The sequence below is a fragment of the Streptomyces zagrosensis genome, from assembly GCF_014203645.1.
In the GTDB taxonomy this organism is placed as follows: domain Bacteria; phylum Actinomycetota; class Actinomycetes; order Streptomycetales; family Streptomycetaceae; genus Streptomyces; species Streptomyces zagrosensis.
Genome location: NZ_JACHJL010000001.1, coordinates 337,377 through 362,293, shown reverse-complemented (window position 1 = coordinate 362,293; position 24,917 = coordinate 337,377). Strand labels below are relative to the sequence as shown.

Sequence of the window (24,917 nt, the reverse complement as noted above, 5' to 3'; positions counted from 1 at the left end):
GCTGTGACAGAACGGGCACAAATCGGAACACATGGAGTGCAAGGCGTGCAACCAGGGCGACGAAGCAGTCAGCGATCGAGGGCAACCGATCGCCGTGGACCATGTGTCAGACCTGGCTGGAACTCCCCCGTACAGGGGGCGTCTCCCGCGCCGTCCCGGCCCCGCTCCTAGTGCTGCACCCAACACGCCGGGCCCTACCGGCCCCCACCGGCTATGCCCGCGGGCGTACTCCGTCGAGCACCGTGTCCACGATGCGCTCCGCGAGCCCTTCCGGCAGTTCCATCCACTCGTGCAGCAACACCCGCGAGAGCATCGGGCCGACGAACAGTTCGGCGAGCAGGTCGATGTCCTCGTCGGGACGGATTTCACCGGTGGTGACGCCGCGTCGCAGCACCGCGCGCATCGCATCGCGTCGCTTGCGCACCACCGTGTCGTGATACTCCCGCCACAGTTCCGGGTGCGCCTTCACCTGCGCGATCACCGTGCGAAGCAGCGCCGAGTGCCGTTTGGCCAGGCCCCGCCGGCGCAGGATTTCCAGCATCATGACGAGGTCATCGCGTACCGAATCGCCCACGGGTTCCGGGGACTCCACGTCGAGCGCCCGCATCACGTCGAGGATGAGTGCGGGTTTGCCCGACCAGCGGCGGTAGACGGTGGCCTTGCCGACGCCCGCCTCCCGGGCGATGCGTTCCATGGACAGCTCACCGACCGTGGCGCCGTCCTCCAGGAGGCGCAGCACGGTCTCGATGATGGCCGTGTCCGCCGCAGCGCTGCGTGGACGGCCCCGCCGCTCCCCCGCCCCATACGCCGGCTGCTCCGGTACGCCATTGACCGGCAACTCGGCGGTTGGTGGCCCATGGGGCGGTACGGCGTAAGCCGGAGCCGCTGGTGCCGCCGGTGTCATGGGAGGGAGCGGGGCAGCGGTGGGCTCGGGGGCGGCCACCGCCGGCGCAGTCGGCGGCGCTTCCGCGGGCGCGGCGCCCGGGGCGCCATCCGGCGCGGCCGGCCGGACGACTGTCACCAGGGGCGCGCCGTCGCTGGCGCGGCGGTGCTCCCGACCGGAGTGGTGGTCGTCTCGGCCGGGTGTGCGGCCCGCGTCGGATGGCGTGGAAATCACCGGTGTGCCTCCAGCGTCTTGTGCTCGCTGTCCGCCGCGCCTGGGCCCTGCGTCGGCTGCCGGGGCGGCTGCTTGCCAGGCAGGAACAGCGCGACCACCGCCGCGCCGATCAGCGCGACGCCGGCCGCGCTGATGGAGGTGATGTGCATGGCGTGGATGAAGGCGTCGTTCGCCGGCCCCACCAATGCCTTGCCGTGCACGCCCATGCGTTCCGCCGTGCCGAGCGTGGCCTCGATGGACTCGCCCGCGGTGTGGCGCTGATCGTCGGAGAGGCCGGGTACGGCCGCGAGTTCGTCGTTGATGCCGTTACGGTACGTGGTGGACAGCAGCGAGCCCAGCACGGCCACCCCCAGCGCACCGCCGACCTGCCGGAAGGTGTTGTTGAGCGCGGAGCCCGAGCCCGCCTTCTCGCGGGGCAGCGCCTGCATGATCGAGACGGTGACGGGCGGCATGATGTGCGCCATTCCCGTGCCTTGAACGAAGAAGAGGACCTCAAGCACCCAGATCGGGGTGTCCGTGTCGAGGAGCAGGAAGCCGGCGAGCGTCGCCGCGACGAGCAGCATGCCGACGGTGCACACGATGCGCGAGCCGAAGCGGTCCACCACGAGGCGAGCTCGGGGCGCGAAGATCAGTTGCGCCACGGCAAGCGGGATCAGCAAGAGGCCGGACTCCAACGGGCTGTAGCCGCGCACGCTTTGCGTGTAGAAGACGATGAAGAACGTCACGCCCATCAGCGCGAAAAAGACCAGCGCGATGGCGCCGATGGCGGCGGAGAACGCCGGATTGCGGAAGTAACTGACGTCGATGGCTGGATGTTCGCTGCGCTTCTCGTGCCAGACGAACAGCAGGAGGACCACCACCCCGCCGCCCACGGTGCCCAACACCTGCGGATCGGCGAAGTCCGCTAGTTGACCGCCCTTGATGATCCCGTAGACGAGCAGCACCAGACCCACGACGGACAGCAGCACACCCATGGGGTCGAACCGACCCGGTGAGGGGTCGCGCGAGTCCGGTACGAGGACGATCATCGCGATGAGGCCGACGATCACGACGGGGACGTTGATCAGGAAGACCGAGCCCCACCAGAAGTGATTGAGCAGGATGCCGCCGGTGATCGGGCCGATGGCGATGGCGAGACCCACTGCGGCGGCCCAGATGCCGATCGCCTTCGGCTGCTCGTCACGCTCGAAGACGTTCATCAAGATGGCGAGGGTCGCCGGCATCACCAGGGCGCCGCCGAGGCCCATGACGGCCCGGTAGGTGATCAGTTCGCCGGGCGAGGCGGACATGGCGGCGAACACCGAGCCGACGCCGAACACCACCATGCCGGCCAGCAGGACCTTCTTGCGGCCGATGCGGTCCCCCATCAGGCCGGCGGTGAAGAGCAGCCCCGCGAAGACGAGGGTGTAGGAGTTGATCGCCCATTCCAGCTCGCTCTGAGTGGCTCCCAGGCCGGTCGGTTCCGGCGACGAGATGGTCTTCATGGCGACATTGAGGATCGAGTTGTCCAGCACCACGATGAGCACGCTGAACATGAGGACGACGAGAATCGCCCACCGCCTGCGGTGGACCGCCTCGGGCACGGTGCGGGCCGTGGCTATGTCGGAAGGGGTTGCCATGCCGGCCAGGTTACGACCTTTTCGATACGAGACCGTCTCGTATTGGAAAGACTTTACGTACCGGTGCCCCGTGCCGACCTGCGCGACCGGCCCCGGGGCGACGAGCGGCGTGGGTACGGGGTGGGTCTCGTGTCCGGATGGTGGTCGTGGCTTGTGGGGCGAACAGAAACGGACGGCTCTTCCGCATCGAGTGGGCCTCGTGCCAGCATGGAGGCGGTCCAGGGACGCCGTCAGGGCGCCTTGAGATGACGAAGACACGAAAACGGAGCCATGTCATGACGACGCATGCCTCACACCAGGCTGCACCCACCGCATCGGCCGCGACGTCGGCCAGCGGAGCGGCAGCACCGACAGCGCCGACAGTCCCGGCAGCACCGACCGGGAACAAGCCCGACAGCGGCAAGTCGCTGTACGGCGGTAAGGGCTCCCGGCGGATCACCGTCCGGGACATCGCAGCCGCCAAGGAACGCGGCGAAAAGTGGCCCATGCTCACCGCCTACGACGCCATGACCGCATCGGTCTTCGACGAGGCGGGCATTCCCGTGCTGCTCGTCGGCGACTCGATGGGCAACTGCCACCTCGGCTACGAGTCCACCGTGCCGGTCACCATGGACGAGATCACCATCCTCGCCGCAGCCGTGGTACGCGGCACCAAGCGCGCCCTCATCGTCGGCGACCTCCCCTTCGGGGCGTACCAGGAGGGCCCCGTACAGGCCCTGCGCAGTGCGACCCGGCTGATCAAGGAGGCGGGCGTCGGCGCGGTGAAGCTGGAGGGCGGCGAGCGCTCCGCCGACCAGATCGAGCTTCTCGTACGATCCGGCATCCCGGTGATGGCTCACATCGGTCTCACGCCGCAGTCCGTCAACGCCTTCGGCGGCTATCCAGTGCAGGGCCGCGGCGAGGAGGCGGCCCAGCAGTTGCTCAGGGACGCCAAGGCGGCGCAGGACGCGGGTGCCTTCGCGGTGGTCCTCGAACTCGTGCCGGCTGAACTCGCCGCCGAGGCAACCCGTTCGCTGCACATCCCGACCGTGGGCATCGGCGCGGGCGTGGAGTGCGACGCACAGGTGCTGGTGTGGACGGACATGGCGGGCCTGACCAGCGGCCGGGTGCCGCGCTTCGTCAAGCAGTACGCGCAGTTGCGCGAAACGCTCGGTGAGGCGGCACGGGCCTTCGCCGACGACGTCATCGGCAGCACCTATCCGGCCCCGGAACACGCTTTCCACTAAGGTCGCGGGCCCCGCGGGAACACCGCCACGCCCTTGATCGGCCCCGCCCGAACTGCTGTTGGGGCGGGGCTGGCATCGCTGGTCTCGCTGGCATCGCTGGGGTGCTACGCCACGCGCCTGCGGCGTCTGAGGCCGCCGGGGAGCGCGTCGTGTCGCCGCGCGGTGGGCGGCCCACCTCGCCTTACCGACAGGTCCACCGCCGTTACCGACGGCTCGCCGACCCCCACATGTCGGCGGGGCGTCGGTGGGCTGTCGGCCGATTGTCAGTGGTGTCTGAGAACGTAAGTCCATGACGCGTTCGCAGAATTCACCACACGACACAAGTCCCGGCCGCGGCAACGCGGTCGAGGTACGGGGGTTGGTCAAGCACTACGGCACCACCAAGGCGCTCGACGGCGTTGACCTCGACGTCAAGGAGGGCACCGTGCTCGGTGTCCTCGGTCCCAACGGCGCGGGCAAGACGACGCTGGTGCGCTGCCTGTCCACCCTGATCACGCCGGACGCCGGCAGTGCGAGGGTGGCCGGCTTCGATGTGCTGCGCCAGCCGCGGCAGTTGCGTCGGGCCATCGGCCTCACCGGGCAGTACGCATCGGTGGACGAAAAGCTCTCCGGCTGGGAGAACCTCTACATGATCGGGCGGCTGCTCGATCTCTCGCGCGCCGCGGCCCGCAAGCGGGCCGACGCGTTGTTGGAGCGCTTCTCGCTGACCGAGTCCGCGAAGCGACCCGCAGCGCAGTATTCGGGCGGTATGCGCCGCCGACTCGACCTCGCCGCTTCGATGATCGGCAACCCCCAGGTCCTGTATCTGGACGAGCCGACCACCGGCCTCGACCCGCGCACCCGTAACGAGGTGTGGGAGGAGGTGCGTCGGATGGTCGCCGATGGCGCGACGGTCCTGCTCACCACGCAGTACATGGAGGAGGCCGAGCAGCTCGCTGACGAGCTGACGGTCATCGACCGGGGCAAGGTCATCGCCGGCGGCCAGGTCGCCGAGCTCAAGGCAAAGGTCGGCGGGCGCACCCTGCAAATTCGCCCCTCGGACCCGGAGCAGTTGCACCGGATGGTCGGCGCCGTCGCGCAGGCCGGTCTTGAAGGCGTCGCTGGTGCCCGGGCCGACGTGGCCGAGGGCCTGGTCAATGTGCCGATCGTCAGCGACGAGCAACTCACGGCGCTGATCGGGCTCCTCAGCGAGCGCGGCTTCAGCATCTCCAGCATCGACACCCATCTGCCCAGCCTGGACGAGGTGTTCTTGGCCATCACGGGCCGCAAGACCTCGGACAGCGAGCTGGGACAGGACAACATCAAGCTTGAGGAGGTCGCCGCATGAGCGCGGCTACCATCACCGCTCCGGACAAGGCTCCGGACCAGCAGTCGCAGGTGACCAAGAAGGTGGATACCGACGAGGGTCGGATCGGCCTGCGCGCCAATGCCCGGCACATCGGCGCGCTGGTGCGCCGTAACGCCATGCAGATCAAGCAGGACCCGGAGTCGATGTTCGACGCCCTGCTGATGCCGATCATCTTCACACTGCTCTTCGTGTACGTCTTCGGCGGCGCGGTCGGCGGCAGCCTCGGTGGTGACCGTGATGTGTACATCAACTACGTCATTCCGGGCCTGCTCGCCATGGGTGGCCTGAACATCGCGATGTCCGTGGGCACCGGCGTCAACGACGACTTCAACAAGGGAGTGATGGACCGCTTCCGCACCATGCCGATAGCCCGCTCCTCCGTGTTGATAGCGAAGTTGATCGTGGAGGGCGGCCGGATGCTGGTCTCGTCCCTGATCCTGCTCACGGTGGCCTTCATCATCGGCTTCGACCTGAAGACGGGCCCGCTGGAACTGCTGGCCGCTGTGGGACTCGCGCTGGTCTTCGGCGCGTCGCTCACCTGGATCTTCATGCTGCTCGGTCTGTCGATGAAGACTCCGCAGGCGGTGCAGGGCGTCGGCTTCCTCGCGATCATGCCGCTCCAGTTCGGGTCCTCGGTCTTCGCCCCGACCGGGACGATGCCGGGTTGGTTGCAGACCTTCACCGACTACAACCCGCTGTCCAACCTCGCGGACGCGGCCCGCGCCCTGCTGAACGGCGAAGGCGCGGTGGCCAGCCCCACGCTGACCACGCTGGCCTGGTCGGTCGGCATCACCCTGGTGACCGCGCCGCTAGCGGTGCGCAAGTTCCGTACGAAGACCTGAGCACATGGCACGGCCGGTCAGCCCTCGCCACCACCCCAGGGGCTTTCGGCCCCGCGGGCCATCCGCTGCGCCGGCCATCCTGGCGGCGGCGCCCGGGCGACGCCGGGTGCGAGGCCGGGCCCGCTGGTGGGGTGCGCGGCTGGGGCAGCGCCGAGTGTCAGCCCAGTTCAGCGACGCGTCAAATGAGGGTCGCGGCCTCCGCGAGGGAGAGGCCGCGGCCCTTCGCGTACTCCCGCTGATAGTCCGTGTCCGGCAGTACGGCGCGCGCCGCCCCCTCCGCCGCTGCCCGCACCGCCCGCTGCACTCGGGCGAGCACCATGCCGGGTGGGAAAAGCGCGTCGTGCGCCCCGATCAACTGGGCGGCGACGCATGCGTCATCGACTCCGCCCAGGCCAGCCCGCGCCCGCGCACCCGTTGCGAGCTGGACGACCGGCACCTGTGGCGCGACCATCGAAGTCACCGACGACCCGGTCTTGGCCACGGCCGACCTGAGTCGTTCGAGCGCGTCAGCGAATCGTCCCTCCAGCGTGTCCAGCCAGCCGATCAGCCCCTCCACCATGCCCTGGAACAGTTCAAGCGTGCGCGAACCGAACTCCACAAGCTGGTCTTCGAGTCGCGCCCGGGCCTCCCCGTAGCGGCCCTGTTCGGCGCACCACACGGCGTACTGCAAGCGCGCGTAGGACATCGCCTCGGTGCTCATGCGCTGGCCCTGATCCATGATCTCAACGAGCATGCGCGCGCCCCGCTCGGCCTCTTCCGCGCTGTCGGCGCACTCGATCACCACGCCCGCCAGTCGCGCCTTGAGCAGCCACACCTGGGCCTGTGCGCCAAGGCGCTCCGCGTAGCCGATCGCCTTGCGATAGTCGTCGGCCGCCGCCGCGTACTCGCCGCGCTCCTCACGTGCCTCGCCGCGCCCGGACAGTGCCTCGGCCGCGCCCCAGGCATCGCCGAGCCGCTCGAAGATCTCCAGGCTCTCGCCGACGTCGCGGTCCGCGCTCGACGGGTCCGTATGCCGGCCGGAGAGCACCTTCGCCCGGAGCTGCAAGGTGTACGCCAGCTCCCAGGGCGCGCCGATCTCCCGGCAGGCACGTACCGCGACATCGACCACCTCCCGCAGGTAGGGGAAGTCGTCGGCCAGCAGCACCGCGAAGAACCACAGAGCACCCGGCAGCCGGCAGGTTTGCGGCAGCCCGGGGCGGTATGCGTCGATAACACCCTGCAACTCCCGCTGGGCCGTGGGGTTGTCCATCCGGTGCAGATCGCCCTCGATGATGGAAAGGCCCAACAGCCGCACCCCGCGCCGCGCTTCTTCCAGCTGGTCGGGTGGCATCGGCGGCGGTGCATCAGTGGGCCGAGTGAACAGCGGCGGCGCGGGTTCGACCGGCGGCAGGAACGGATTGGGGCCGAGTTCGGCCGCTGCCTTGGCCCAGGTACGCAGGTCAGCGCGATGGTCTCGCAGATGCCAGAACCAGCTCAGCGACAACGCCAGGCACAGCGCCTCGTGCTCGTCCCGAGCGGCGACGGCCCGGCGCAGCGCGGTGCGTAGATTGTCGTGCTCCAACTCCAGTCGCCACAGCCAACTGCCCTGTTCGGCGCCGCGCAGCAACGGGTCGGCCAGGCGGGCGAGTTCGCGGTACGTCACGAGGTGCTGCCGCTCCACGGCCGCACGCTCCCCCGCCTCGTCCAGCCGCTCGGCGGCGTACTCGGCGACGGTCTCCAGGAGGCGGTAGCGCATGCCGCCGCAGAACGCCGCATCGGCGGCCTGCCCCACGCCCCCATTCGCCAGGCCCGCGCCCGCCTGGCTCGCACCCGCCAGGCCCGCATCGCGCGCCTGCCACCCACGCTCACCGCCGCCGCCGCCGCCGAGAGCAACGCCCGCGGCGTCTGTGCTGTTGGTGCTGTTGGTGCTGTTGGTGCTGTTGGTAGTCGTGCCTGCGGTGCCAGTTTCGGTGGTGGGGGTGGCGTTGCCCAGGTCGCCTCGCCGCGTGCGGTCGGTGCCCGCTTCGGCTACGGTCCGCGCGGTGGACTCGGGCGGGGCCGCGACAACCAACGACTTGTCGATCAGGGAACCGAGCAGCGCGGCGACATCACGCGGGTCCACGTGGTCGTCCTTCGCGCGGGCGACGCCAGCCACCGGCGCAAGTCCAGCGCCAGCGCTGCTACCGCTGCCAGCGCCGTTCCCGCTGCCAGCGCCGCTACCGCTGCCGATGCCGCTCTCCGGGTCGGCGCACACCGCCTCGGCGGACGTCAGGTCACAGCCGCCCGCGAACACCGACAGGCGCCGCAGCACGGCTCGCTCTCGCGCGTCGAGCAGGTCCCAGGACCAATCCACGACGGCCCGCAGGGTCTGTTGTCGGGGCAGCAGGGTCCTGCTGCCGGTGGTCAGCAGCCGGAAGCGATCGTCGAGCCGGTCGGCAAGCTGCCGGGGCGAGAGCAGCCGCAGCCGCGCGGCGGCGAGTTCGATCGCCAGCGGCAGACCGTCCAGCCGGCGGCAGATCTCGGCACAGGCCCCCGGGTCGTCCTCGACGCGGAACCCAGGCCGCGCGGAGACCCCCCGATCGGCCAGCAACCGCAGCGCGACCGGCTGCGGCAGCGGTTCTACGGGACGTACGAGTTCGCCGGGTACGGCGAGTGGTTCCCGGCTGGTGGCCAGCACCGTCACGTCGGGACAGTGTGCGAGCAGCGACTCGGCGACCCGGGCCGCGACCTCGATGACGTGCTCGCAGTTGTCGAGGACGAGCAGCATGCGGCGGGCGGCGCAGTGCTCGGTGAGCCGGATCAGCGGGTCGAGTGCGGTGCGGTCGGCGGCGGCCCGCAGCCCCTCGGCGGCGGTCCCCCTGATGACGGTCTCCCGTGCACCAAGCGTGGTCAGGACCGTCTCCACCACGGTATCCGGATCATCCACGGGCGCGAGTTCGGCGAGCCACACGCCATCCGGCCAGTCACCGGCGACGCTGCCGGCAGCTACCTGGGACAGCCGGGTCTTGCCCGAGCCGCCCGGCCCGAGCAGCGTGACGAGCCGGTGCGTGGCGAGGTCGCCGCGCAACGCTTGGAGCTCGTTCTCGCGCCCGACGAAGCTCGTGAGCGACGTCCGCAGGTTCCCGACCCTCGGGGTGAGACGAGCGCCGTCCCTACCCGGCCCGGCATCCGCGGAGGTCGCCCCCGCCGCACGGGAGCCCGCCACGCGAAAGCCCTCGGTACGCAGATCGGCCATGCCGGGGCTCGGCGCGTCGAGACCCGCGGCGGTATCGAGCGCCGCGGCATCGGGCGCCGCGGTGTCGGGCGCCGCGGTATCGGGCTCTGCCGTGTAGGGCGCCGCGGTATCGGGAGTGGTATCGGGGGACGCCTTCGCGGCGCCGCCCGTGGGCCGTGCGACTCCTCGTACGGCCCAACCATCAGGCACACCTGGCACACCTGGCACACCGCTCGAAAGTGCTCCCGGAGGGGTCCTCCTGCCGGTTCCGGTGGGCTGCGGCCCGGTCGGGGTGGGCGGCGGTCCCTGCGCGGCTTCGGCGGCTGGCCGGTCCGTGCAGGCCTCGCCATCCCCGGGGTTTCGGCCGCGGCCCGCGGTGGGCCGCGGGGGCGGGGTGGGTGCGGGATCTCGGGCGGGGGTTGGGGTCAACAACTCGGCGTGCAGCGCGCGCAGCTCTGGCCCCGGGTCGGCGCCGAGCCGATCGGCCAACTCAATGCGTGCCCGCTCATATTCGGCCAACGCCTCCGCCGTGCGGCCAGTGTCGCGCAGTGCGCGGATGCGTAGCGCGTGCAGCGACTCATCGAGGGGATGGGCACCGCACAGTTCGGTGAGGCCGGGCAGCGCGTGCGCCGCGCGGCCCAGCGCAAGATCGGCCCTGGCCCGATCGCGCCGCGCGTCCAGCCGCCGCGCCTCGGTCCGTACCGCCACGGCCGTACGACTGGGCAGGTCTGCCAGGGCCGGCCCACGCCACAGGGCGAGGGCCTCGTCCAGCAGATCGGCCGCCCTGGCCGGATCTCCGCTCTCCAGCGCATGAGCCCCGTCGCGGGCAAGCCTCTCAAAGCGGTGCAGATCAATTGATTCGGGATCGGCCTGCAACAGGTAGCCCCCATCGACGGAAACGATCGCCGCGCGACCTATCGCCCGCCGCAACCTCCCGACCAGGGCCTGAAGTGCCCCGCTGGCGTCGCGGGGCGCCGTGCCCCCGGCGCCGGGCGCGCCGGCGTCACCGTTCCAGATCTCATCGATGAGCGCCTGCGCGGTACGGGCTCGGCCAGGACGCAGCGCGAGCGCCGCAAGGAGCGCGCGCAGCCGGGCGCCACCGAGCGCGGCGGGGGTGCCGTCGTCGTGATGGGCCTGGGTGGTGCCGAGAATGCCGTAACGCACATGACCCATTGTGGTTGACGGCCAACTGCCGGAGTTCACTGGTCCTCGGTCTCCGGTTTCCTCACAGCGGTCTGTGCCGCGGTGTTGTCACGGTTCTCCCCGGCGGCGGCTGCCCTGCGGGGATGGCGCATGGCGCGGAAGCAGGCGCCGGTCGGGACGAGGTCCGCATTACGTAAGGGCGTACGCCTCGCCCACGCGGAGCGCTCCCGCTTCCCCTGCTCCAGCCCCTGCTCCAGCCCCTTCGCCCGCTTCCTATCGGCCGAGACCACCGTCCCCACAGCCCCTACCATCCCTGCCAACCCTGACCTCTCCACAGCTCCTGCTACTCCCGCAGCTCTTACCAGCCCCGCCAGCCCCGCCAGCTTCGATGTGGTCTCCCGCCGGCGCTGCCGGCTGCGCGGTTCAGGCCGCTGCGGTCCACCGCCCCACTCTGCCTGGAACTCCGGAGGTGCCGCGCGTCGTTTTCTGTGCGCCGGGCGCTGCCGCGCGGTTACCGTCGCCAGGGGCGCCGTCACGATCGGGTGCCCGGCCCGCCCTCGCCTCTTTGGAGCCGCGCCCGATGACCGCTCCCGCCGCTCGCCGCGACCAACGCGTCAGCCCCGTCTTTCTCGCCCTCGTGGCGATTATGGGGGTGTCGGCGTGGGCGGTGTGGAAGGACGCCGTCGCCAGCACCGGCTTCGCGGTGTTCTTGTTCGTGGTCTCCGGTTGGATCGTCTCGCTGTGCCTCCACGAGTACGCGCATGCGCGCGTCGCCCTGCACAGCGGGGACCTGACCATCGGGGCGAAGGGCTATCTGACGCTTAACCCGCTGCGTTACACGCATCCGCTGCTGAGCATCGGGCTGCCGCTGCTGTTCGTGGTGATGGGCGGGATCGGGTTGCCGGGCGGTGCGGTGTTCATCGAGCGGCACCGTATCCAGGGGCGCTGGAAGCACAGCCTGATCTCGGCGGCCGGGCCGCTGACCAATGTGCTGTTCGCGGTGGTACTGACCGCACCGTTCTGGCTCGGCTGGCTGGACGGCGCTCCGCTGGAGTTCCGGGCCGCGCTGGCCTTTTTGGCGCTGCTCCAGGTCACCGCGGCGCTGCTCAATTCACTGCCGGTGCCGGGGCTCGACGGTTACGGGGTGATCGAGCCCTGGCTCTCATCCGGGGTGCGGCGGCAGGCGGAGCCGTTCGCCCCCTTCGGCCTGCTCGCGGTCTTCGGTCTGCTGTGGATTCCCGAGGTCAATGTCGTGTTCTTCGACGCGGTGGACGCGATGTTGCGGGCCCTGGACGTATCCGAATACGAGACCTGGTACGGGCTCGAATCATTCCGCTTCTGGCCGGAGCAACCGAGCGGGCCGGCGGACTGGTTCCCCGTTCATTGAGCGGTCACTTCGCCACGAGAAGCGCTACGAAAGGCGCCGCGGGGAGGCGCCGCAGGAGTGCCGACGGCGTCGGGCGAGCCATCGGGTCGCCGCGGTGAGCGATCACCGCGGTGGGAGGTTGCCCTGGGCAGCCGCCCGCTCGGTCCTGACCTTGCGCACGTACAACCACCACAGGTTGCTGGTGACCCCGGCCAGCAAAACCCATACGACGCCCACCCAGTTTCCCTTGACGAAGGACACGACGGCCGCGGCGATGGCCAGGGCGCATACGGCCAGTGCGTACAGGGCGAGGCGCCGGGCAGAGTCGGTCTTCGACTGGGCGGACATGGGGTGGCTCCTGCGGGGGCGGGGCTGGGTCCTCGCCATTGTCCCTCACGCGCGAGCCCGGGCCGCGCCCGGTCCCGGGCCCGCCAGCTGCCGGCTTCGCAAAATGCCGGGTCATCCCAGATGCCGGGTCAGCTCAGGTGCCGGCCTCGCCAGACGCCGGCAGCGCCCGCCGGACGTACACACCGCCCGGCCGGGCCCGCCAGGGCGAAGCCTGCTCACACGTCCGTGACCCGCAGCCCCGCATGCGCCTTGTAGCGGCGGTTCACCGAGATCAGGTTGGCCACCAGGGACTCCACCTGGTGGGCGTTACGCAGCCGGCCCGCGAAGATGCCGCGCATGCCGGGGATGCGGCCGGCCAGCGCCTGCACCAGGTCGGTGTCCGCGCGGCGCTCGCCGAGTACCAGCACATCCGTGTCGATCTCGGCGATCTCGGGGTCCTGGAGCAGCACCGCCGACAGATGGTGGAAGGCGGCGGTGACCCGGGAGTCGGGCAGCAGGGCCGCGGCCTGCTCGGCGGCACTGCCCTCCGCCGGCTTGAGTGCGTACGCGCCCTGCTTGTCGAAGCCGAGCGGATTGACGCAGTCGATGACGAGCTTGCCCGCCAACTCGGTACGCAGCGCCTCCAGCGTCTTCGCGTGACCGTCCCAGGGCACCGCGATGATCACGATGTCGCTGCGCCGCGCGCACTCGCTGTTGTCGGCGCCGTCAACTCCGTGACCCAACTCGGCGGCTGCGCTTTGCGCGCGGTCGGCGGCGCGCGAGCCGATGATCACCTGCTGGCCCGCCTTGGCCAGCCGGTAGGCGAGGCCACGCCCCTGGTCGCCGGTGCCGCCCAGGACGCCGACCACCAGGTCGGACACGTCGGGCAGCTCCCACGGGTCCTTGGCCGGCGCCTTGCCCTCGGCTGGTGCCGTGGCCTTGCTCGCGTCGTCTGTAGAAGTCATACGGTCGATCCTGCCAGCACTCCCACGGCCCGGCCGTACCGGGCGGTAGTGGCGCGGCTCACGCCTTGACGCTGCCCTCGGACAGCCCCGTGCGCCAGTACCGCTGGAGCACCCCCATCAGCACCATCAACGGGATGACGGACAAGAACGCGCCACCCACTGTGTACTGGTAGAGCTCGGGCGCCCGATCGGCGTAGCCCTGCCAGCCGACCAGGCCGAGTTGGATCGGGTACAGGTCGGAGTCGTTGAGCATGACCAGCGGCAGGAAGAAGTTATTCCAGATGTGGACGAATTGGAACAGGAAGACGGTCACCAGGGCGGGGCTCATCAACCGCATCACCAGCGTGCCGAAGATCCGCAGTTCGCCCGCGCCATCGATCCTGGCGGCCTCAAGCAGCGAGTCGGGCACGGCGGCCGAGGCGTAGATGCGGCACAGGTAGACCCCGAAGGGGCTGACGACGCTCGGCAGGAGCACGGCCCAGTAGGTGTTGGCGAGGCCGATCTCGCTGAACAGCAGATACAGCGGCAGGGCGAGCGCCGTGCCGGGGATCAGCACCCCGGCCAGGATCACGTTGAAGATGGTTTCTCGGCCCCGGAAGACGAACTTCGCCAGCGCGTATCCGGCGGCGGCCGACAGCAGCGTGGCCGCCAGCGCGCCGACGCCCGCGTACAGCAGGCTGTTCAGCAGCCAGGTGACGTAGATGCCGTTGTCGTAGGTCAGGACGTCGTGCAGATAGTCGATGGGATGCGGGTTGGCGAACCAGAAGCCGAAGGTGCCGAAGAGGTCGCCGGTGTTCTTGGTCGCGGAGATGGTGAGCCAGTAGACCGGCACCAGGAAGTAGATGGCGGCGATCGAGAGCAGCGAGACGGTGATGATGCGGTGCCGCAAGGGCGGTTGCTGGCTCACTTGCCGTCCCTCCCGTCCCGGGGGCCCCGGCCGACGAGTCTGAGGAAGCCGAACGACAGCACGCAGGCGACCAGCGCGAGCAGTACCGCTTCGGCCGCCGCGATGTGTTGGTTGTTGCTGGTGAACGCCTGGTTGTAGGCGTGCAGGTTGGGGGTGTAGCCGGAGTCGATGGAGGTGCCCAGGGGGCGCAGCACCATCGGTTCGGCGAAGAGTTGGAGGGTGCCGATGATGCTGAACACGGTGGTGAGCACCAGCGCGGGCCTGATCAGTGGCAGCTTGATGTGCCGGGCGATCTGCCAGGCGTTGGCGCCATCGATCCGCGCGGCCTCGTACAACTCCTCGGAGATCGCCTTGAGCTGGGCGATCAGGACGAGCATGTTGTAGCCGGTGAACTGCCAGGTGACGATGTTGGCGATGGACCACAGGACGGTGTCTCTGGCCAGGAATTCCACCTGCCACCCGGCCGAGTCCGCCATCTCGACCAGTGGGCTGATGCCGGGGACGTAGAGGAAGCCCCACAGGATGGAGGCGATGACGCCGGGGATGCCGTACGGCAGGAAGAACGCGGTCCGAAAGAAGCCGACCCAGCGCGCCGATGCGGCCTCAAGGAGTAGGGCGAGCGCGGTGGCGAAGATGATCATTACGGGGATCTGTACGGCCCCGAACAGCAGCACCCGACCGAAGCCATTGATGAACCGTTCGTCTTCTAACGCGTGCGTGTAGTTGGAAAAACCCGCCCAGACCTCGTTGGTTCGGCCGCCGAGCCCCAGCGGCCCGGTCCGTTCGACCTTCAGCAGGCTCTGGTAGATGGCATAGCCGATGGGCGCGATGAAACAGAGCAGGAACAGGGCGAGGAACGGCACCAGGAAACCGGCCGCCGCGCGGGCGTTGCGGGCCTCGGTGCGGGTAGGGCGCTTCACGTTGCGGGGTACTCCTATCGCCTGGCGGTCCGGCTAGGTCTGCGAGCGGCCACCCGGCGGAGCCCGGCCGGAGCACCTACCGGGGCGCGCGCCGGAGCACATACGGGAGCACGCGCCGGGGCCCACGCCAGAGCGGCCCACGCCGGAGCACGCACCCCAGCGAGTTGGCCTCGTGGTGGCCACACACCGGCAGGTCACCCGCTGGCCGAGCCCGGGCCGGCCGCCACCTTGAGCCCCTTGTCCTTCAGGTCGTTGATGGTCTCGCCCTGCACCGTCTTCAGCACCGAGCGGAACGAGGTGCCGTCCGCGATCGCCTCCGTAAACGCATCGCCGAGCCGCTGATAGAGGGTGTCCACGGTGGGGCCCCACTTCCAGCTCGTATCCACGCCCTTGCCCGCTTCGGTGAACACTCGGCTGTAGTGCTGGCCGCCGAAGAACGCCTTGCGGCCCTCCAGGTCGGCGGCGCGGTAGCCGGAGGTGGCGCTGGGGAATCCGTAGCCGCCTTCGATCAGCAACTTGATGGCCTCGGGAGCGGAGTTGAGCCAGACGGCGAAGGCCAGGGCGTCCTTGGGGTACGCGGAGTCGTTGAACACCACCGTGGTTGAGCCGCCCCAGTTGGCGTGCGCGTTCTCGCCCTTCTTCCACTGCGGCATCGGGAGCACCCGCCACTTGCCCGCGGTCTTCGGCGCATTGCCGACCAACAGCGCATCTCCCCAGCTCGCGCCGAGCCAGGAAACGATGTCACCGGTCTGGATGTTCTTGTACCAGGCGTTCTGCCGGTCCGGGTCGGTCTTGATCAATCCCTCGTCCACCAGCCGGCTCCAGTAGTCGGCGACCTTGAGCGAGGGCGCGTCATCGATGGCGACGGTCCAGGTGTCGCCCTTGGTGTCGAACCAGCGCCCGCCCGCCTGCCAGACCAGGCCCGCGAAGCGATTGCCGTTGGTCGCGGAGAAGGTCTCGATCCAGGCGCCCTTCTTACGGATGGCCTGGGCCGCCCGCGCATAGTCGGCCCACGTTTGCGGGGCCTCGATGCCCCACTTGTCGAACAGGTCCTGACGTACGAACAGGCCCATGGGGCCCGAGTCCTGCGGAATGGCGTACACCGACGTACCGAACACCGACTGTTGCCACTGCCAGCCGATGAACCGGGACTTGTAGCGATCGGCACCGAGCTTGGACAGGTCGGCCAGGGCGTTGTCCAAAAGGAAGCTGGGAACGACCGAATACTCTATCTGCCCCAGGTCCGGGGCATCGCCCGCCTTCACGGCGGCGTGCATCTTGGCGTACTGCGCGCCATTGACCGCCGAGACCTTCTCCAGGTTGATCTGCACCTCGGGGTTCTTGCGGTTCCACAGGGCCACGGGCTTCTCGATGCCGGGCACCCAGGACCAGAAGTCGAGAGTGACCTGCTGCCCCTTCTTGCGCTCCTTGCCCCCGCCGCCGCTGCCGTCGTCATCGCTGCCGCACCCCGCGAGGGCGAACCCGGCCGCGGCGGCTGCCGCGGTGCCAAGGACGGTGCGTCGGTCGAGTCCGGATGGGCTCATGCCAGGTCCTCCACGGGGATGCGGCGGAACGTGATGGTCGAGTACGCGCTGAAGTCACCCGTCTCGTAGAGCAGCCCTACGGTGTCCGCATCGATCCGGGCGAGATCGCAGTACGCGGCGGGCAGCCCGTCCACGGTGTGCGCCGATCGCCAGGTGAGGCCGCCATCGGCGCTGGCTCGGACCGTCATCAGCGCACGGGCGTGGGGGTCGGCGGGCCCGGCGAACAACAGCGCATCGCCGGTGCCGGGCGCGGCCGGCTCCAGGTACAGCACACTGCACTGCACAACGGGCGCCACGAGACCGGCTTGCGGCCGAAACGGCTTGTCCAGCGAGGCACCGCCATCGGTGGAGTAGGCGTCGGCGCGGTTGCCGGGGGCGGCGGAGTCGGTGCGGGCATTGAAGTACAGCCGGCCGTCCGGGAGTTCGGTCGCCGTTGTCTCGTTGACATTGACATTGACACTGGCGTTCGCGTTGGCGTTGGCGTTCGCGTTGGCGTTGGCGTTGGCGTGACCGTCCGGATTGTCGTCCACATAGCCGATCCGCCAGCTCTCGCCACCGTCGTCGCTGAGCAGGGCATGCCCGCCGTTGTACTTGCCCTCGGTTCCGCTGTCGGAGCCCGATGGCGGCAGCGAGTGGTTGCCCGGCACCACGATGCGCCCGGCGTACTCGCCTTGGCGCACCTGGATGGCGTGCCCGGGCGTAGTCGCGTACCAACGCCACTCGGGCCGCTTGACGTCCTCGGTAATCTCGCGCGGTACGGACCAGTTCGCCCCGTCGTCGTCGCTGTGCTGCACCCACACCCGCCGCCCCGCAGCGGCTGGGACCAGCCCTTGCCGAATGCGGTCCTCGGTGGCGCTGGCCGCGCTGCGCACCTGCACCAGCACGATCCGGCCGCTGTCGATGACCACAGGGGCGGGGTTTCCCGCCGTGCCGTCGCTGTTGCGGCCCACGAGCTGAAGCGGGCCCCAGGTGCGCCCGCCATCAGTGGAGCGCCTGAGCACCAGGTCGATATCGCCCGAGTCCGCCGACGAGGACACCCGGCCCTCCGCGAAGGCCAACACGGTGCCCTCGCCCGTCACGACCGCCGCGGGAATCCGGTAGCTCGCGTATCCACCGGTGCCTGCCCGGTAGGGCACGGACATCTCGTACGTCGTGTACGCCTTATACGCCTTATACGCCGCCATTTCGTTTGCCATCAGAGCCTCCTGATGCTCCGTTGCAATCGAGCGCCAACGACAGGACGTAGGACGTCCCTTGTGTGCGGTGACCATAGGGAATGCCTCACAGAGCGTCAAGGCTCGGCACATGAACAGTTAGCGTTGCGCCCTTGAGGACTCCGCCAAACGATGCAGTGGCACCGCTCTCCGTCTCCTGCCGTGGGCTGAGGTGTCGAACGGCGAGCGGGCCTAGCGTGAACGGCGTGAGGAGTGCGCAGTGCACGCCGGCACGCATAAGGGCCGAACGCGCCGCCGGGTGCGCGTTTGGGGGACGGCTGTACGGCACGTAGGGGCACGCACGGCGCGCCCCGTTCCCGTTTTCCGCCTACGGCCCTGCACGGGGCGCAGGGGCGCAGGGGGCGCGCGAAACCGAGGAACGCACAGGGCGCGAAGAGTCGAACCCAAGCGGGAGTGCGGGCGGGGGTGCGGGCCGCGGAGAGGCCGTCCTGGTGTGCGGGCTGCGGTGCGAGTAAGAGCAGGGGTTCCTAGACGTGGCGAAAAGAGCGGTCACCTTGGCAGCAGGCGTGAGGCATCTCATCGAAGGGGCCGCGGCAGTCGTCGTCGGGCTCGCCCTGTGGCTGTTCACCGGAGGCGTGGAAACGCCGGTGATCACCCTGAAGAAGGTGGGTGTGGCGGTGATGTGCTTTGGCGCGGTGCAAATGATGGTCGGTACGTGGACGACGGCGCGTCAGCGGCGCTGAGGCGCCCGCCCGCGCGACGCGGAGGCCGGACGCCAGGAAGCCTAGGCGCCAAAAGGTGGGAAAGCCGAAAGGTTCTTGCCGGAGCCGCTGGGCGGCGACTGTGGGCAAGATCGCTCGATAATCGGTTGCTCGTGTTCGATGGTCGGCGGACGATGACCTTTCGTGACCCAACCCGAGCAGCCCGACGGGGCAGATCCCGGTAGCCAGCCCATCCAGGCCGCTGGGGCCGCCGAGACCACCGGGGCCGCTGAGACGGCCGAGGCCACCCCAGACGCCGAAGCTGCCACCGCAGGCGTCAAGGTCGCGGAGGCGATCGAGGTCACCGGCAGACCCTCACCCGCGCAAGGTGGCCGGCTCAGGTCGCTGCTTCCCGATCTCTCGCCCTGGCGCTCATCACGCGACTTCCGGCTGTTGTGGATGGCCGGTGCCGTGACCTCCTTCGGCAGCTTCCTGACCATGATCGCGCTGCCGTTGCAGATCAAGGAGCTGACCGGGTCGGCCTTCGCGGTCGGGGCCATCGGCGCGGTGCAGCTCGTGCCACTGATCGTCTTCAGTCTCTACGGTGGCGCGCTCGCCGACGCCATGGACCGGCGCAAGCTCATCTTGCTCACCGAGCTCGGTCTCGGCGTCCTCACCGCGCTTTTGCTGGCCAACAGTCTGCTACCGAGCCCCATGCTGTGGCCGCTGTACGTGGTGGCTGCCCTCACCAGCGCGCTGGCCGGGCTCCAGCAGCCGGCGATCGACGCGCTCACGGCCCGGATCGTCCCGCACGACCAGCTCACCGCAGCCGCCGCACTGAACTCCATCCGCTGGCAGCTCTCGGCCATCGTGGGCCCATCGCTGGCGGGCGTCATCGTCGCGTTCGCCGGGTTGCCCGTCGCGTACACGCTGGACCTGCTCACCTTCTTCCTCTCCTTGGTCCTGGCGCTGCGGCTGGCCTCGGCGCCGCCCGCGCACGACGCCGAGCGGCCCTCACTGACCGGAATCCTGGAGGGCGCGCGCTACGCCTGGCGGCGCAAGGAACTCCTGGGCACCTACGCAGTGGACATGGTCGCCATGTTCTTCGCCTATCCGAACGCGCTCTTCCCCTTCCTCGCCGACGACCTGGACGCCTCGTGGGCCCTTGGCCTGATGTACGCGGCCGGCTCGGTCGGCTCCGTCCTGGTCAGCATGACCAGCGGCTGGACCTCGCGGGTGCACCGGCACGGCCGGATGGTGGTGTTCGGAGCCGCGCTCTGGGGTTTGGCGATGGCCGCTGCCGGGGCGCTGCCCAACATCTGGCTGGTGCTGCTGTGCCTGGCGGTGGCGGGCGGCGCGGACATGGTCAGCGGCCTCTTCCGGTCCACCATGTGGAACCAGACCATTCCGGATGGGCTGCGCGGCCGGCTCGCCGGCATCGAGATGCTCTCGTACATGACGGGCCCGCAGCTCGGCCAGGTCCGTGCGGGCACGATGGCCGCGATGACCAGCGTGCGGACCTCGGTCTGGTCGGGCGGCGTCGCGTGCGTCGCCGCGGTGGGGCTGCTGGCGGCGTCGCTGCCGAAGCTGATGGCGTACGACGCGCGGACGGACCGGCACGCGCTCCAGATGCGCGCGGAGCGCGCCAAGCGCGAAGCGGGCCCTACCGCGAGCTGAGCCGGGGCCCGGGTCGCGAGTCCCGGGCCCGGGCCAGCCGGCGCAGGCCGGCTTTTGCTCCGCTGCTTCTACCCTGCTGCGGGGTCGGGGGCCAGGCCATCAGCGACCAAGCCGGCGAGGACGGCCTCCCCCAGCGCATGTACCGCCGATTGCGGACGCACCATCACGGTGAACTCCCCGATCCGCCCCGACGCGTCGAACTGGAGCAAGTCGATGCCATGGATCTGTTTGCCCGCCACATTGGCCCGAAACGGCAAGATCACCGACGGCACCTCTCCATCGGCGGCACTGGTCTCGGCCGAGCCCTCCAGGTGTCCGAGGTAGCGAAAATCCTCAAAGGTGCGCAAGAGCACTCCGAAAAGCGCCAGCACCATGGCCTTGCCCTCGAAGGGTGTGAACTTCACCGGGCTGTAGAGACAAACATCGTCAGCAAACATGTCGCCGAGCGCATCAAGGTCATGCTTTTCCACGGCGGTCCGAAAGTCTTCAGCAGTTCCCACTGGTCCCTCCATCACTCAATCCGCTGCCATGTCGGCTTCTCGACCATGACGCTGCGAGCGTGCAGCACGGAAGCGGGGAGGGGAAGAGCACCTTCGACGCACTGGCGGTGCGCAGGCGCTCCGTCCTCCCTGCCGTGGCCTCACCGATGCATCGGCGAGGCCCTGCCGGTGGCCTGCCGGTGGCCTGCCGGGCCCAGGGGCCCCGGTGCGGTGGTCGGACGAGGCAGCGCCGAAGGCCCGCGGCTTGGCCCGTAGCGCCGTGACTAGTCGTTCCAGCGGGAGTCCGCCTGCCAGTCGCGTTCGCGGTCCGCCACGTGTTCCATCGCGTGGGACGCTTCCTCGCGCGTCGCGTAGGGGCCCAGGCGGTCGGCCGCCCGGCACTGCGGGCCCTCCTCTACGCGCTGGTGCTGGACGCAGTAGTACCACTCGCCGGGCTTGCCCTTCGTACGCCTCTTGAACAGCGCCATCTCGTCCCCTTCTCTCGCATGCACCCCACCTGGCACCTCACCAACGTGTGCTGGCTCACTTGCCGCCATGGTGCCCGATGCGGCCTGGATACACTCGTTGGCATGTCTGGCCAGTCGCTTCTTGTCCCGGGGCAGCTCTCCCCCGCCCGCACCGTTCCCGCCTCCATTCCCCGACCCGAGTACGTGGGTAAGGACGCCCCTACCCCGTACACCGGTCCCGAGGTGCAGGATGCCGAGACGATTGAGCGGATGCGCGTCGCTGGGCGCATCGCCGCGCAGGCTCTGGAGGAGACCGCGCGGCATATCGCGCCCGGCGTGACCACGGACGAACTCGACCGCGTCGCGCACGAGTTCATGTGTGATCACGGCTCTTACCCCTCCACGCTCGGTTACCGCAAGTACCCCAAGTCGCTGTGCACCTCGGTTAACGAGGTGATCTGCCACGGCATCCCCGACTCGACGGTGTTGCGCGATGGCGACATCGTGAACCTGGACATCACTGCCTATATCGGCGGCGTGCACGGTGACAACAACGGCACCTATCTGTGCGGTGACGTGGACGAGGAGTCACGGCTCCTGGTGGAGCGCACCCAGGAGTCGCTGAACCGGGCCATCAAGGCGGTCAAGCCAGGCCGCCAGATCAACATCATCGGGCGGGTCATCGAGTCGTACGCCAAGCGCTTCGGCTACGGCGTGGTGCGGGACTTCACCGGCCACGGCATCAATACCTCGTTCCACTCGGGTCTGATCGTGCCGCACTACGACAGTCCGCACCACACCACCGAGATCAAGACCGGGATGACGTTCACCATTGAGCCGATGCTGACTTTGGGAACGTACGAGTACGACATGTGGGACGACGGCTGGACCATCGTCACCAAGGACCGCAAGCGCACCGCGCAGTTCGAGCACACGCTCGTGGTCACCGACACCGGCGCGGAGATCCTCACCCTGCCGTAGCCCCGAGCTCCGTAGCGCGAGCGCCCACATGGCCGCCGCGATCACCGCCCGACGGGCGGAGGTCGCGGCGGTGACGTTTTTACCGACAGCACGTCGGAAACTGATTGACTTAGGCAAGCCTAAGTAGACACAATCGGAGGGCAGGCCGTCCTCACATCGGGCATCTCGCACCGCTGCGACGTGCCGTTCGCCCCCACCGGCCCCCGGAGGTCCGTCTTGGATGCCATATCCACCCCTGAGCCGTTCTCGACGCTGATCCGCACCGCCTCGCGTGCCCAGCACACCGAAGCCGGGGCCGGAGCCTTCATGAGCGCCATGCTCGGCGGAAGGCTGGAGGTGCCCGCCTTCCGGTGCTACACGGAGCAACTCTGGTTCATTTACCGGGCGATGGAGCTCGCCTCCGAACAGCTGGTGGCCGACCCGGTGGCCGGGCCCTTCCTTCAGCCCGAGCTGTCCCGTACCAGGGAGCTGGAACGCGATCTGGCCTTCCTCGGCGGCGCCGGCTGGCGCGACGCCGTGGAGCCGCTGTCCAGCACGGTGGCGTACGCCGCGCGCATCGAGGAGTGCGCGCGGCAGTGGCCCGCCGGGTTCGTCGCCCACCACTACACGCGCTACCTCGGCGATCTCTCCGGCGGCCAGATCATCCGCGACATCGCCGAGAAGACCTGGGGTTTCGCGCGCAAGGGCGACGGGGTGCGGTTCTACGTCTTCGAGGACATCGGCAACCCGGCCGCGTTCAAGCGCGAGTACCGCGCGCTGCTGGACGCCCTCCCGGTGGACGACCTGGAGAAGCAGCGCGTCATCGACGAGTGCCGGCGGGCGTACGCGCTGAACACCGCCGTCCTGCGGCAGCTCGGCGAGCACCTCGGCACCGACGACCGCGGCTCGCTCAGCGCCTGATTCGGGCCGGGCGGCGCGCTTGCCGATCGACAGGTCGGCCCGGTACGACACCACCGTAGGCGCCCCCTACGACAAGGCCCGCGCCCGCCATACCCCGCCCGGGTCTGCCGGGCGCGCTGAGCCCGCTGCTGGGCGCGCTGAACCCGCCGCACGGGGAGTCGGCGCCCGCCGCAAAGTGGCCACGGCCCAGGGCGGCGCCCGCGCTCACCGGTGGACGGACCGGTGGGCGCGGGCGCCGTGTGGGGGGTGGTTCTCGACGTCGCGCCTGGGCGCGGCGTCCTTAGCTCTCCGCAGCGGTAGCGGTCGCCGCAGAGCTGCGGCGGCGTACGGCGAACGTTGCCGCCGCGCCACCGGCGACCAGCACGCCCGCCGCGCCGAGTAGCACGCCGGTGGGCACGTCCGAGCCGGTGGCCGCCAGTGAACCGGAGCCGCCGGTGGTGCCGCCACCGGTCACTCCGCCGCCGCCTTGCCCCTGGGTGACGGGGGTGGTGGCGGTGTTGCCGCCCGTGCTCGGGGGGACGGGCGGCAGGCTGGCGTTCTTGTCCAGCGACACGGCGAGGGTGACCGGGTCAAGCTGCTCGCCCGCTTGGTAATAGCCACCGAACGCCTTGGCGCCGCCCGCGGTCAGCGTCGCCGGAACGTTCTTGAGGGAGATCACCTTGTTCACGGCCGTCAGATCCCCCGTGGGCAGGGCCAGATGGGCGAGCTTTTGATCGTTGGTCCGGGTGACCTTGCCGGTGACCTTGTCCTTTGAAGAGATGTCGGCTACCAAAGTGCCCTTGCTGCCGCTCGCCTTCACCGTGAGGTCGCTGAACTTGAGGTCGAGCTTGCCCTGGTGCCCGGTGAAGCGCACCGCCCCGGCGAACTTGGCGTCCAGTGCCTTGGACGACGCGTCATAGGTGCCGCTGCCCTTGGGGAAACGGTAGATCTCGCCCTGCTTCTTGGCGCCGCCGGAGAGCGCCACCTTGCCGTTCGCCATCGGCCCGGTGATGTACGTGCGGAAGCCCTCCTTCACACCCCAGTCGAGGTCACCGGCGACGATCACGCCGCTCTCGGCGGGCTGCCCGGTGGTGGGGCTCGGGCTCGGCCCGCCCGTGGGGGGAGTCGTCGGCGGGGTCGTGGACGGTGTGGGCGGCGCAGTTGTGGGCGGGGTCGTGGACGGCGTAGGCGGCGGGGTGGTGGGCGGGGGCGTCGTCGGGTCGGGTGGCACCGGGCCGCCGGGGGTCACCGTCAACGTCGCCGGGTCCAGCTTCGTGCCCGGCTCGTACCCCGCGCCGAACACCTTCGCGCCGGCCTCCGTCAGCGTGCTGGGTATGTTCGCGTACTCCATGGCGCCGCCATCGCCGGTGCCCGGCTTGATGCCGGTCAGGTCCAGATCGGCGAGCCCGACGTCATTGCCCTCGGTGACCTCGCCAGATTCCTTGTCCTTCGACCGGAAGTCGGCGGTGATCGCGCCCTTGAGCTGCTCCGTGTTGACCTTGAGGTCACTCAACTCGAGGTCGAGCTGCTTGCCATGGCCGGTGAACCGCACACTGCCCTGGAAGGCGGTGGCGACGGCGTGCGAGCCGGTGTCATAGGTGCCGGTGCCGTTGACGAAGGTGAACGGCCCGTTGTTCGCGGCCTGCTTGGCGCCGCCCGCCACGGTGATCTTGCCATCGGCGATGGGGCCCACCACGTACTCGCGGAAGCTCTCCTTCACGCCCCAGTCCAGGGTGCCGTTCTTCAGCACCACCTTCGGCGGGGCGTCCACCTTTCCCTCGTCGCCGGTGGCGTACGCGGCGGCGGGCAGGCTCAGCGCGGCGGCGCCGAACGCGAAGGCGGTGGCAGTGGCGGCGGCCCGCGCGACGGTGGTGCGCCGCGTTCTGCGGGGCGCGGACGAAGTAAGGGACATCGTCGAATTTCTCCTAGCTACTCGATGCGTGGGACCGGCCGCTTCAAGCCTGGTAGGGCCCGGTGTCTGGTGGGCGGTGCGGGCTGAACCTGCTGGTCGATCCGCGCAGTTGCTGTGTGTCGTACGGAG

General features: G+C 69.7%; 20 protein-coding genes. 8 read left to right on the top strand and 12 right to left on the bottom strand.

Annotation, left to right across the window (positions count from 1 at the left end):
* Nucleotides 1–211: 211 nt before the first annotated feature.
* Both FHS42_RS01595 and FHS42_RS01590 read right to left on the bottom strand, forming a co-directional pair.
* Nucleotides 212–838 (bottom strand): TetR/AcrR family transcriptional regulator, encoded by a 627-nt coding sequence (locus tag FHS42_RS01595; protein WP_376772515.1) that lies wholly within the window; start codon nucleotides 836–838, stop codon nucleotides 212–214.
* Nucleotides 839–1,113: 275 nt separating this feature from the next.
* Nucleotides 1,114–2,736, bottom strand: a complete 1,623-nt coding sequence (locus tag FHS42_RS01590) for an MFS transporter (protein ID WP_184568645.1) — start codon at nucleotides 2,734–2,736, stop codon at nucleotides 1,114–1,116.
* 275 nt (nucleotides 2,737–3,011) lie between these two features.
* On the opposite strand from FHS42_RS01590, the gene panB reads away from it, so the two are divergent.
* The 3 genes from panB to FHS42_RS01575 all read left to right on the top strand — a co-directional run bounded on the left by panB (nucleotide 3,012) and on the right by FHS42_RS01575 (nucleotide 6,152).
* Nucleotides 3,012–3,962 carry a 3-methyl-2-oxobutanoate hydroxymethyltransferase gene (panB, locus tag FHS42_RS01585; protein WP_246494101.1) on the top strand — a complete coding sequence of 317 codons (951 nt, stop codon included), beginning with the start codon at nucleotides 3,012–3,014 and terminating at the stop codon, nucleotides 3,960–3,962.
* Between the two features lie 289 nt (nucleotides 3,963–4,251).
* Nucleotides 4,252–5,289, top strand: coding sequence for an ATP-binding cassette domain-containing protein (locus tag FHS42_RS01580; RefSeq protein WP_184568644.1), 1,038 nt, complete (start codon nucleotides 4,252–4,254; stop codon nucleotides 5,287–5,289).
* Nucleotides 5,286–6,152, top strand: a complete 867-nt coding sequence (locus FHS42_RS01575; protein ID WP_184568643.1) for an ABC transporter permease — start codon at nucleotides 5,286–5,288, stop codon at nucleotides 6,150–6,152. Before FHS42_RS01580 ends, FHS42_RS01575 begins: the two co-directional genes overlap by 4 nt.
* Nucleotides 6,153–6,330: 178 nt before the next feature.
* Here FHS42_RS01575 and FHS42_RS36515 read toward each other — a convergent pair whose 3' ends face one another.
* Complete coding sequence (locus FHS42_RS36515; RefSeq protein ID WP_246494100.1) at nucleotides 6,331–10,518, bottom strand: AfsR/SARP family transcriptional regulator; 4,188 nt, start codon at nucleotides 10,516–10,518, stop codon at nucleotides 6,331–6,333.
* 550 nt (nucleotides 10,519–11,068) lie between these two features.
* On the opposite strand from FHS42_RS36515, the gene FHS42_RS01560 reads away from it, so the two are divergent.
* Nucleotides 11,069–11,875, top strand: a complete 807-nt coding sequence (locus FHS42_RS01560) for a site-2 protease family protein (protein WP_184568642.1) — start codon at nucleotides 11,069–11,071, stop codon at nucleotides 11,873–11,875.
* A 102-nt stretch (nucleotides 11,876–11,977) separates the two neighbouring features.
* Here FHS42_RS01560 and FHS42_RS01555 read toward each other — a convergent pair whose 3' ends face one another.
* The 6 genes from FHS42_RS01555 to FHS42_RS01530 form a co-directional block, all read right to left on the bottom strand.
* Complete coding sequence (locus FHS42_RS01555; RefSeq protein ID WP_184568641.1) at nucleotides 11,978–12,202, bottom strand: hypothetical protein; 225 nt, start codon at nucleotides 12,200–12,202, stop codon at nucleotides 11,978–11,980.
* Between the two features lie 215 nt (nucleotides 12,203–12,417).
* On the bottom strand, nucleotides 12,418–13,146 hold the full coding sequence (npdG, locus tag FHS42_RS01550) for an NADPH-dependent F420 reductase (RefSeq protein ID WP_184568640.1): 729 nt from the start codon (nucleotides 13,144–13,146) through the stop codon (nucleotides 12,418–12,420).
* 58 nt (nucleotides 13,147–13,204) lie between these two features.
* Nucleotides 13,205–14,053, bottom strand: a complete 849-nt coding sequence (locus FHS42_RS01545) for a carbohydrate ABC transporter permease (RefSeq protein WP_184568639.1) — start codon at nucleotides 14,051–14,053, stop codon at nucleotides 13,205–13,207.
* Nucleotides 14,050–14,973 (bottom strand): carbohydrate ABC transporter permease, encoded by a 924-nt coding sequence (locus FHS42_RS01540; protein WP_184568638.1) that lies wholly within the window; start codon nucleotides 14,971–14,973, stop codon nucleotides 14,050–14,052. Before FHS42_RS01540 ends, FHS42_RS01545 begins: the two co-directional genes overlap by 4 nt.
* 194 nt (nucleotides 14,974–15,167) lie before the next feature.
* Entirely contained in the window at nucleotides 15,168–16,517 is a 1,350-nt protein-coding gene (locus FHS42_RS01535) for an ABC transporter substrate-binding protein (protein ID WP_184568637.1), read from the bottom strand.
* A complete protein-coding gene (locus tag FHS42_RS01530; RefSeq protein WP_246494099.1) occupies nucleotides 16,514–17,713 on the bottom strand; it encodes a sialidase family protein in 1,200 nt (399 codons plus the stop codon). The genes FHS42_RS01535 and FHS42_RS01530 overlap by 4 nt, the downstream gene beginning before the upstream one ends.
* A gap of 533 nt (nucleotides 17,714–18,246) precedes the next feature.
* On the opposite strand from FHS42_RS01530, the gene FHS42_RS01525 reads away from it, so the two are divergent.
* Together FHS42_RS01525 and FHS42_RS01520 are read left to right on the top strand one after the other, a co-directional pair.
* Nucleotides 18,247–18,435, top strand: a complete 189-nt coding sequence (locus FHS42_RS01525; RefSeq protein WP_184568636.1) for a DUF5708 family protein — start codon at nucleotides 18,247–18,249, stop codon at nucleotides 18,433–18,435.
* 312 nt (nucleotides 18,436–18,747) lie between these two features.
* Nucleotides 18,748–20,070, top strand: coding sequence for an MFS transporter (locus FHS42_RS01520; RefSeq protein WP_312866696.1), 1,323 nt, complete (start codon nucleotides 18,748–18,750; stop codon nucleotides 20,068–20,070).
* 68 nt (nucleotides 20,071–20,138) lie between these two features.
* Here FHS42_RS01520 and FHS42_RS01515 read toward each other — a convergent pair whose 3' ends face one another.
* Complete coding sequence (locus FHS42_RS01515) at nucleotides 20,139–20,570, bottom strand: nuclear transport factor 2 family protein (protein ID WP_184568635.1); 432 nt, start codon at nucleotides 20,568–20,570, stop codon at nucleotides 20,139–20,141.
* 263 nt (nucleotides 20,571–20,833) lie between these two features.
* A complete protein-coding gene (locus FHS42_RS01510; RefSeq protein ID WP_184568634.1) occupies nucleotides 20,834–21,037 on the bottom strand; it encodes a hypothetical protein in 204 nt (67 codons plus the stop codon).
* A 102-nt stretch (nucleotides 21,038–21,139) separates the two neighbouring features.
* Between FHS42_RS01510 and map the strand changes: the two genes are divergently transcribed.
* On the top strand, nucleotides 21,140–21,997 hold the full coding sequence (map, locus tag FHS42_RS01505) for a type I methionyl aminopeptidase (RefSeq protein ID WP_184568633.1): 858 nt from the start codon (nucleotides 21,140–21,142) through the stop codon (nucleotides 21,995–21,997).
* Between the two features lie 216 nt (nucleotides 21,998–22,213).
* Nucleotides 22,214–22,897, top strand: a complete 684-nt coding sequence (locus FHS42_RS01500; protein ID WP_184568632.1) for a biliverdin-producing heme oxygenase — start codon at nucleotides 22,214–22,216, stop codon at nucleotides 22,895–22,897.
* A gap of 280 nt (nucleotides 22,898–23,177) precedes the next feature.
* Here FHS42_RS01500 and FHS42_RS01495 read toward each other — a convergent pair whose 3' ends face one another.
* The gene (locus FHS42_RS01495) at nucleotides 23,178–24,788 is read right to left on the bottom strand and encodes an HtaA domain-containing protein (protein WP_184568631.1); all 1,611 of its coding nucleotides are present in this window, start codon (nucleotides 24,786–24,788) and stop codon (nucleotides 23,178–23,180) included.
* Nucleotides 24,789–24,917 lie beyond the last annotated feature (129 nt).

Excerpts from the sequence above, each read along its gene's own strand:
- FHS42_RS01590 (WP_184568645.1), bottom strand. The coding sequence starts at position 2,736 with ATGGCAACCCCTTCCGACATAGCCACGGCCCGCACCGTGCCCGAGGCG.
- panB (WP_246494101.1), top strand. The coding sequence starts at position 3,012 with ATGACGACGCATGCCTCACACCAGGCTGCACCCACCGCATCGGCCGCG.
- FHS42_RS01580 (WP_184568644.1), top strand. The coding sequence starts at position 4,252 with ATGACGCGTTCGCAGAATTCACCACACGACACAAGTCCCGGCCGCGGC.
- FHS42_RS01495 (WP_184568631.1), bottom strand. The coding sequence starts at position 24,788 with ATGTCCCTTACTTCGTCCGCGCCCCGCAGAACGCGGCGCACCACCGTC.
- map (WP_184568633.1), top strand. The coding sequence starts at position 21,140 with ATGTCTGGCCAGTCGCTTCTTGTCCCGGGGCAGCTCTCCCCCGCCCGC.
- FHS42_RS01575 (WP_184568643.1), top strand. The coding sequence starts at position 5,286 with ATGAGCGCGGCTACCATCACCGCTCCGGACAAGGCTCCGGACCAGCAG.
- FHS42_RS01530 (WP_246494099.1), bottom strand. The coding sequence starts at position 17,713 with ATGGCAAACGAAATGGCGGCGTATAAGGCGTATAAGGCGTACACGACG.
- FHS42_RS01535 (WP_184568637.1), bottom strand. The coding sequence starts at position 16,517 with ATGAGCCCATCCGGACTCGACCGACGCACCGTCCTTGGCACCGCGGCA.
- npdG (WP_184568640.1), bottom strand. The coding sequence starts at position 13,146 with ATGACTTCTACAGACGACGCGAGCAAGGCCACGGCACCAGCCGAGGGC.
- FHS42_RS36515 (WP_246494100.1), bottom strand. The coding sequence starts at position 10,518 with ATGGGTCATGTGCGTTACGGCATTCTCGGCACCACCCAGGCCCATCAC.
- FHS42_RS01510 (WP_184568634.1), bottom strand. The coding sequence starts at position 21,037 with ATGGCGCTGTTCAAGAGGCGTACGAAGGGCAAGCCCGGCGAGTGGTAC.
- FHS42_RS01560 (WP_184568642.1), top strand. The coding sequence starts at position 11,069 with ATGACCGCTCCCGCCGCTCGCCGCGACCAACGCGTCAGCCCCGTCTTT.
- FHS42_RS01555 (WP_184568641.1), bottom strand. The coding sequence starts at position 12,202 with ATGTCCGCCCAGTCGAAGACCGACTCTGCCCGGCGCCTCGCCCTGTAC.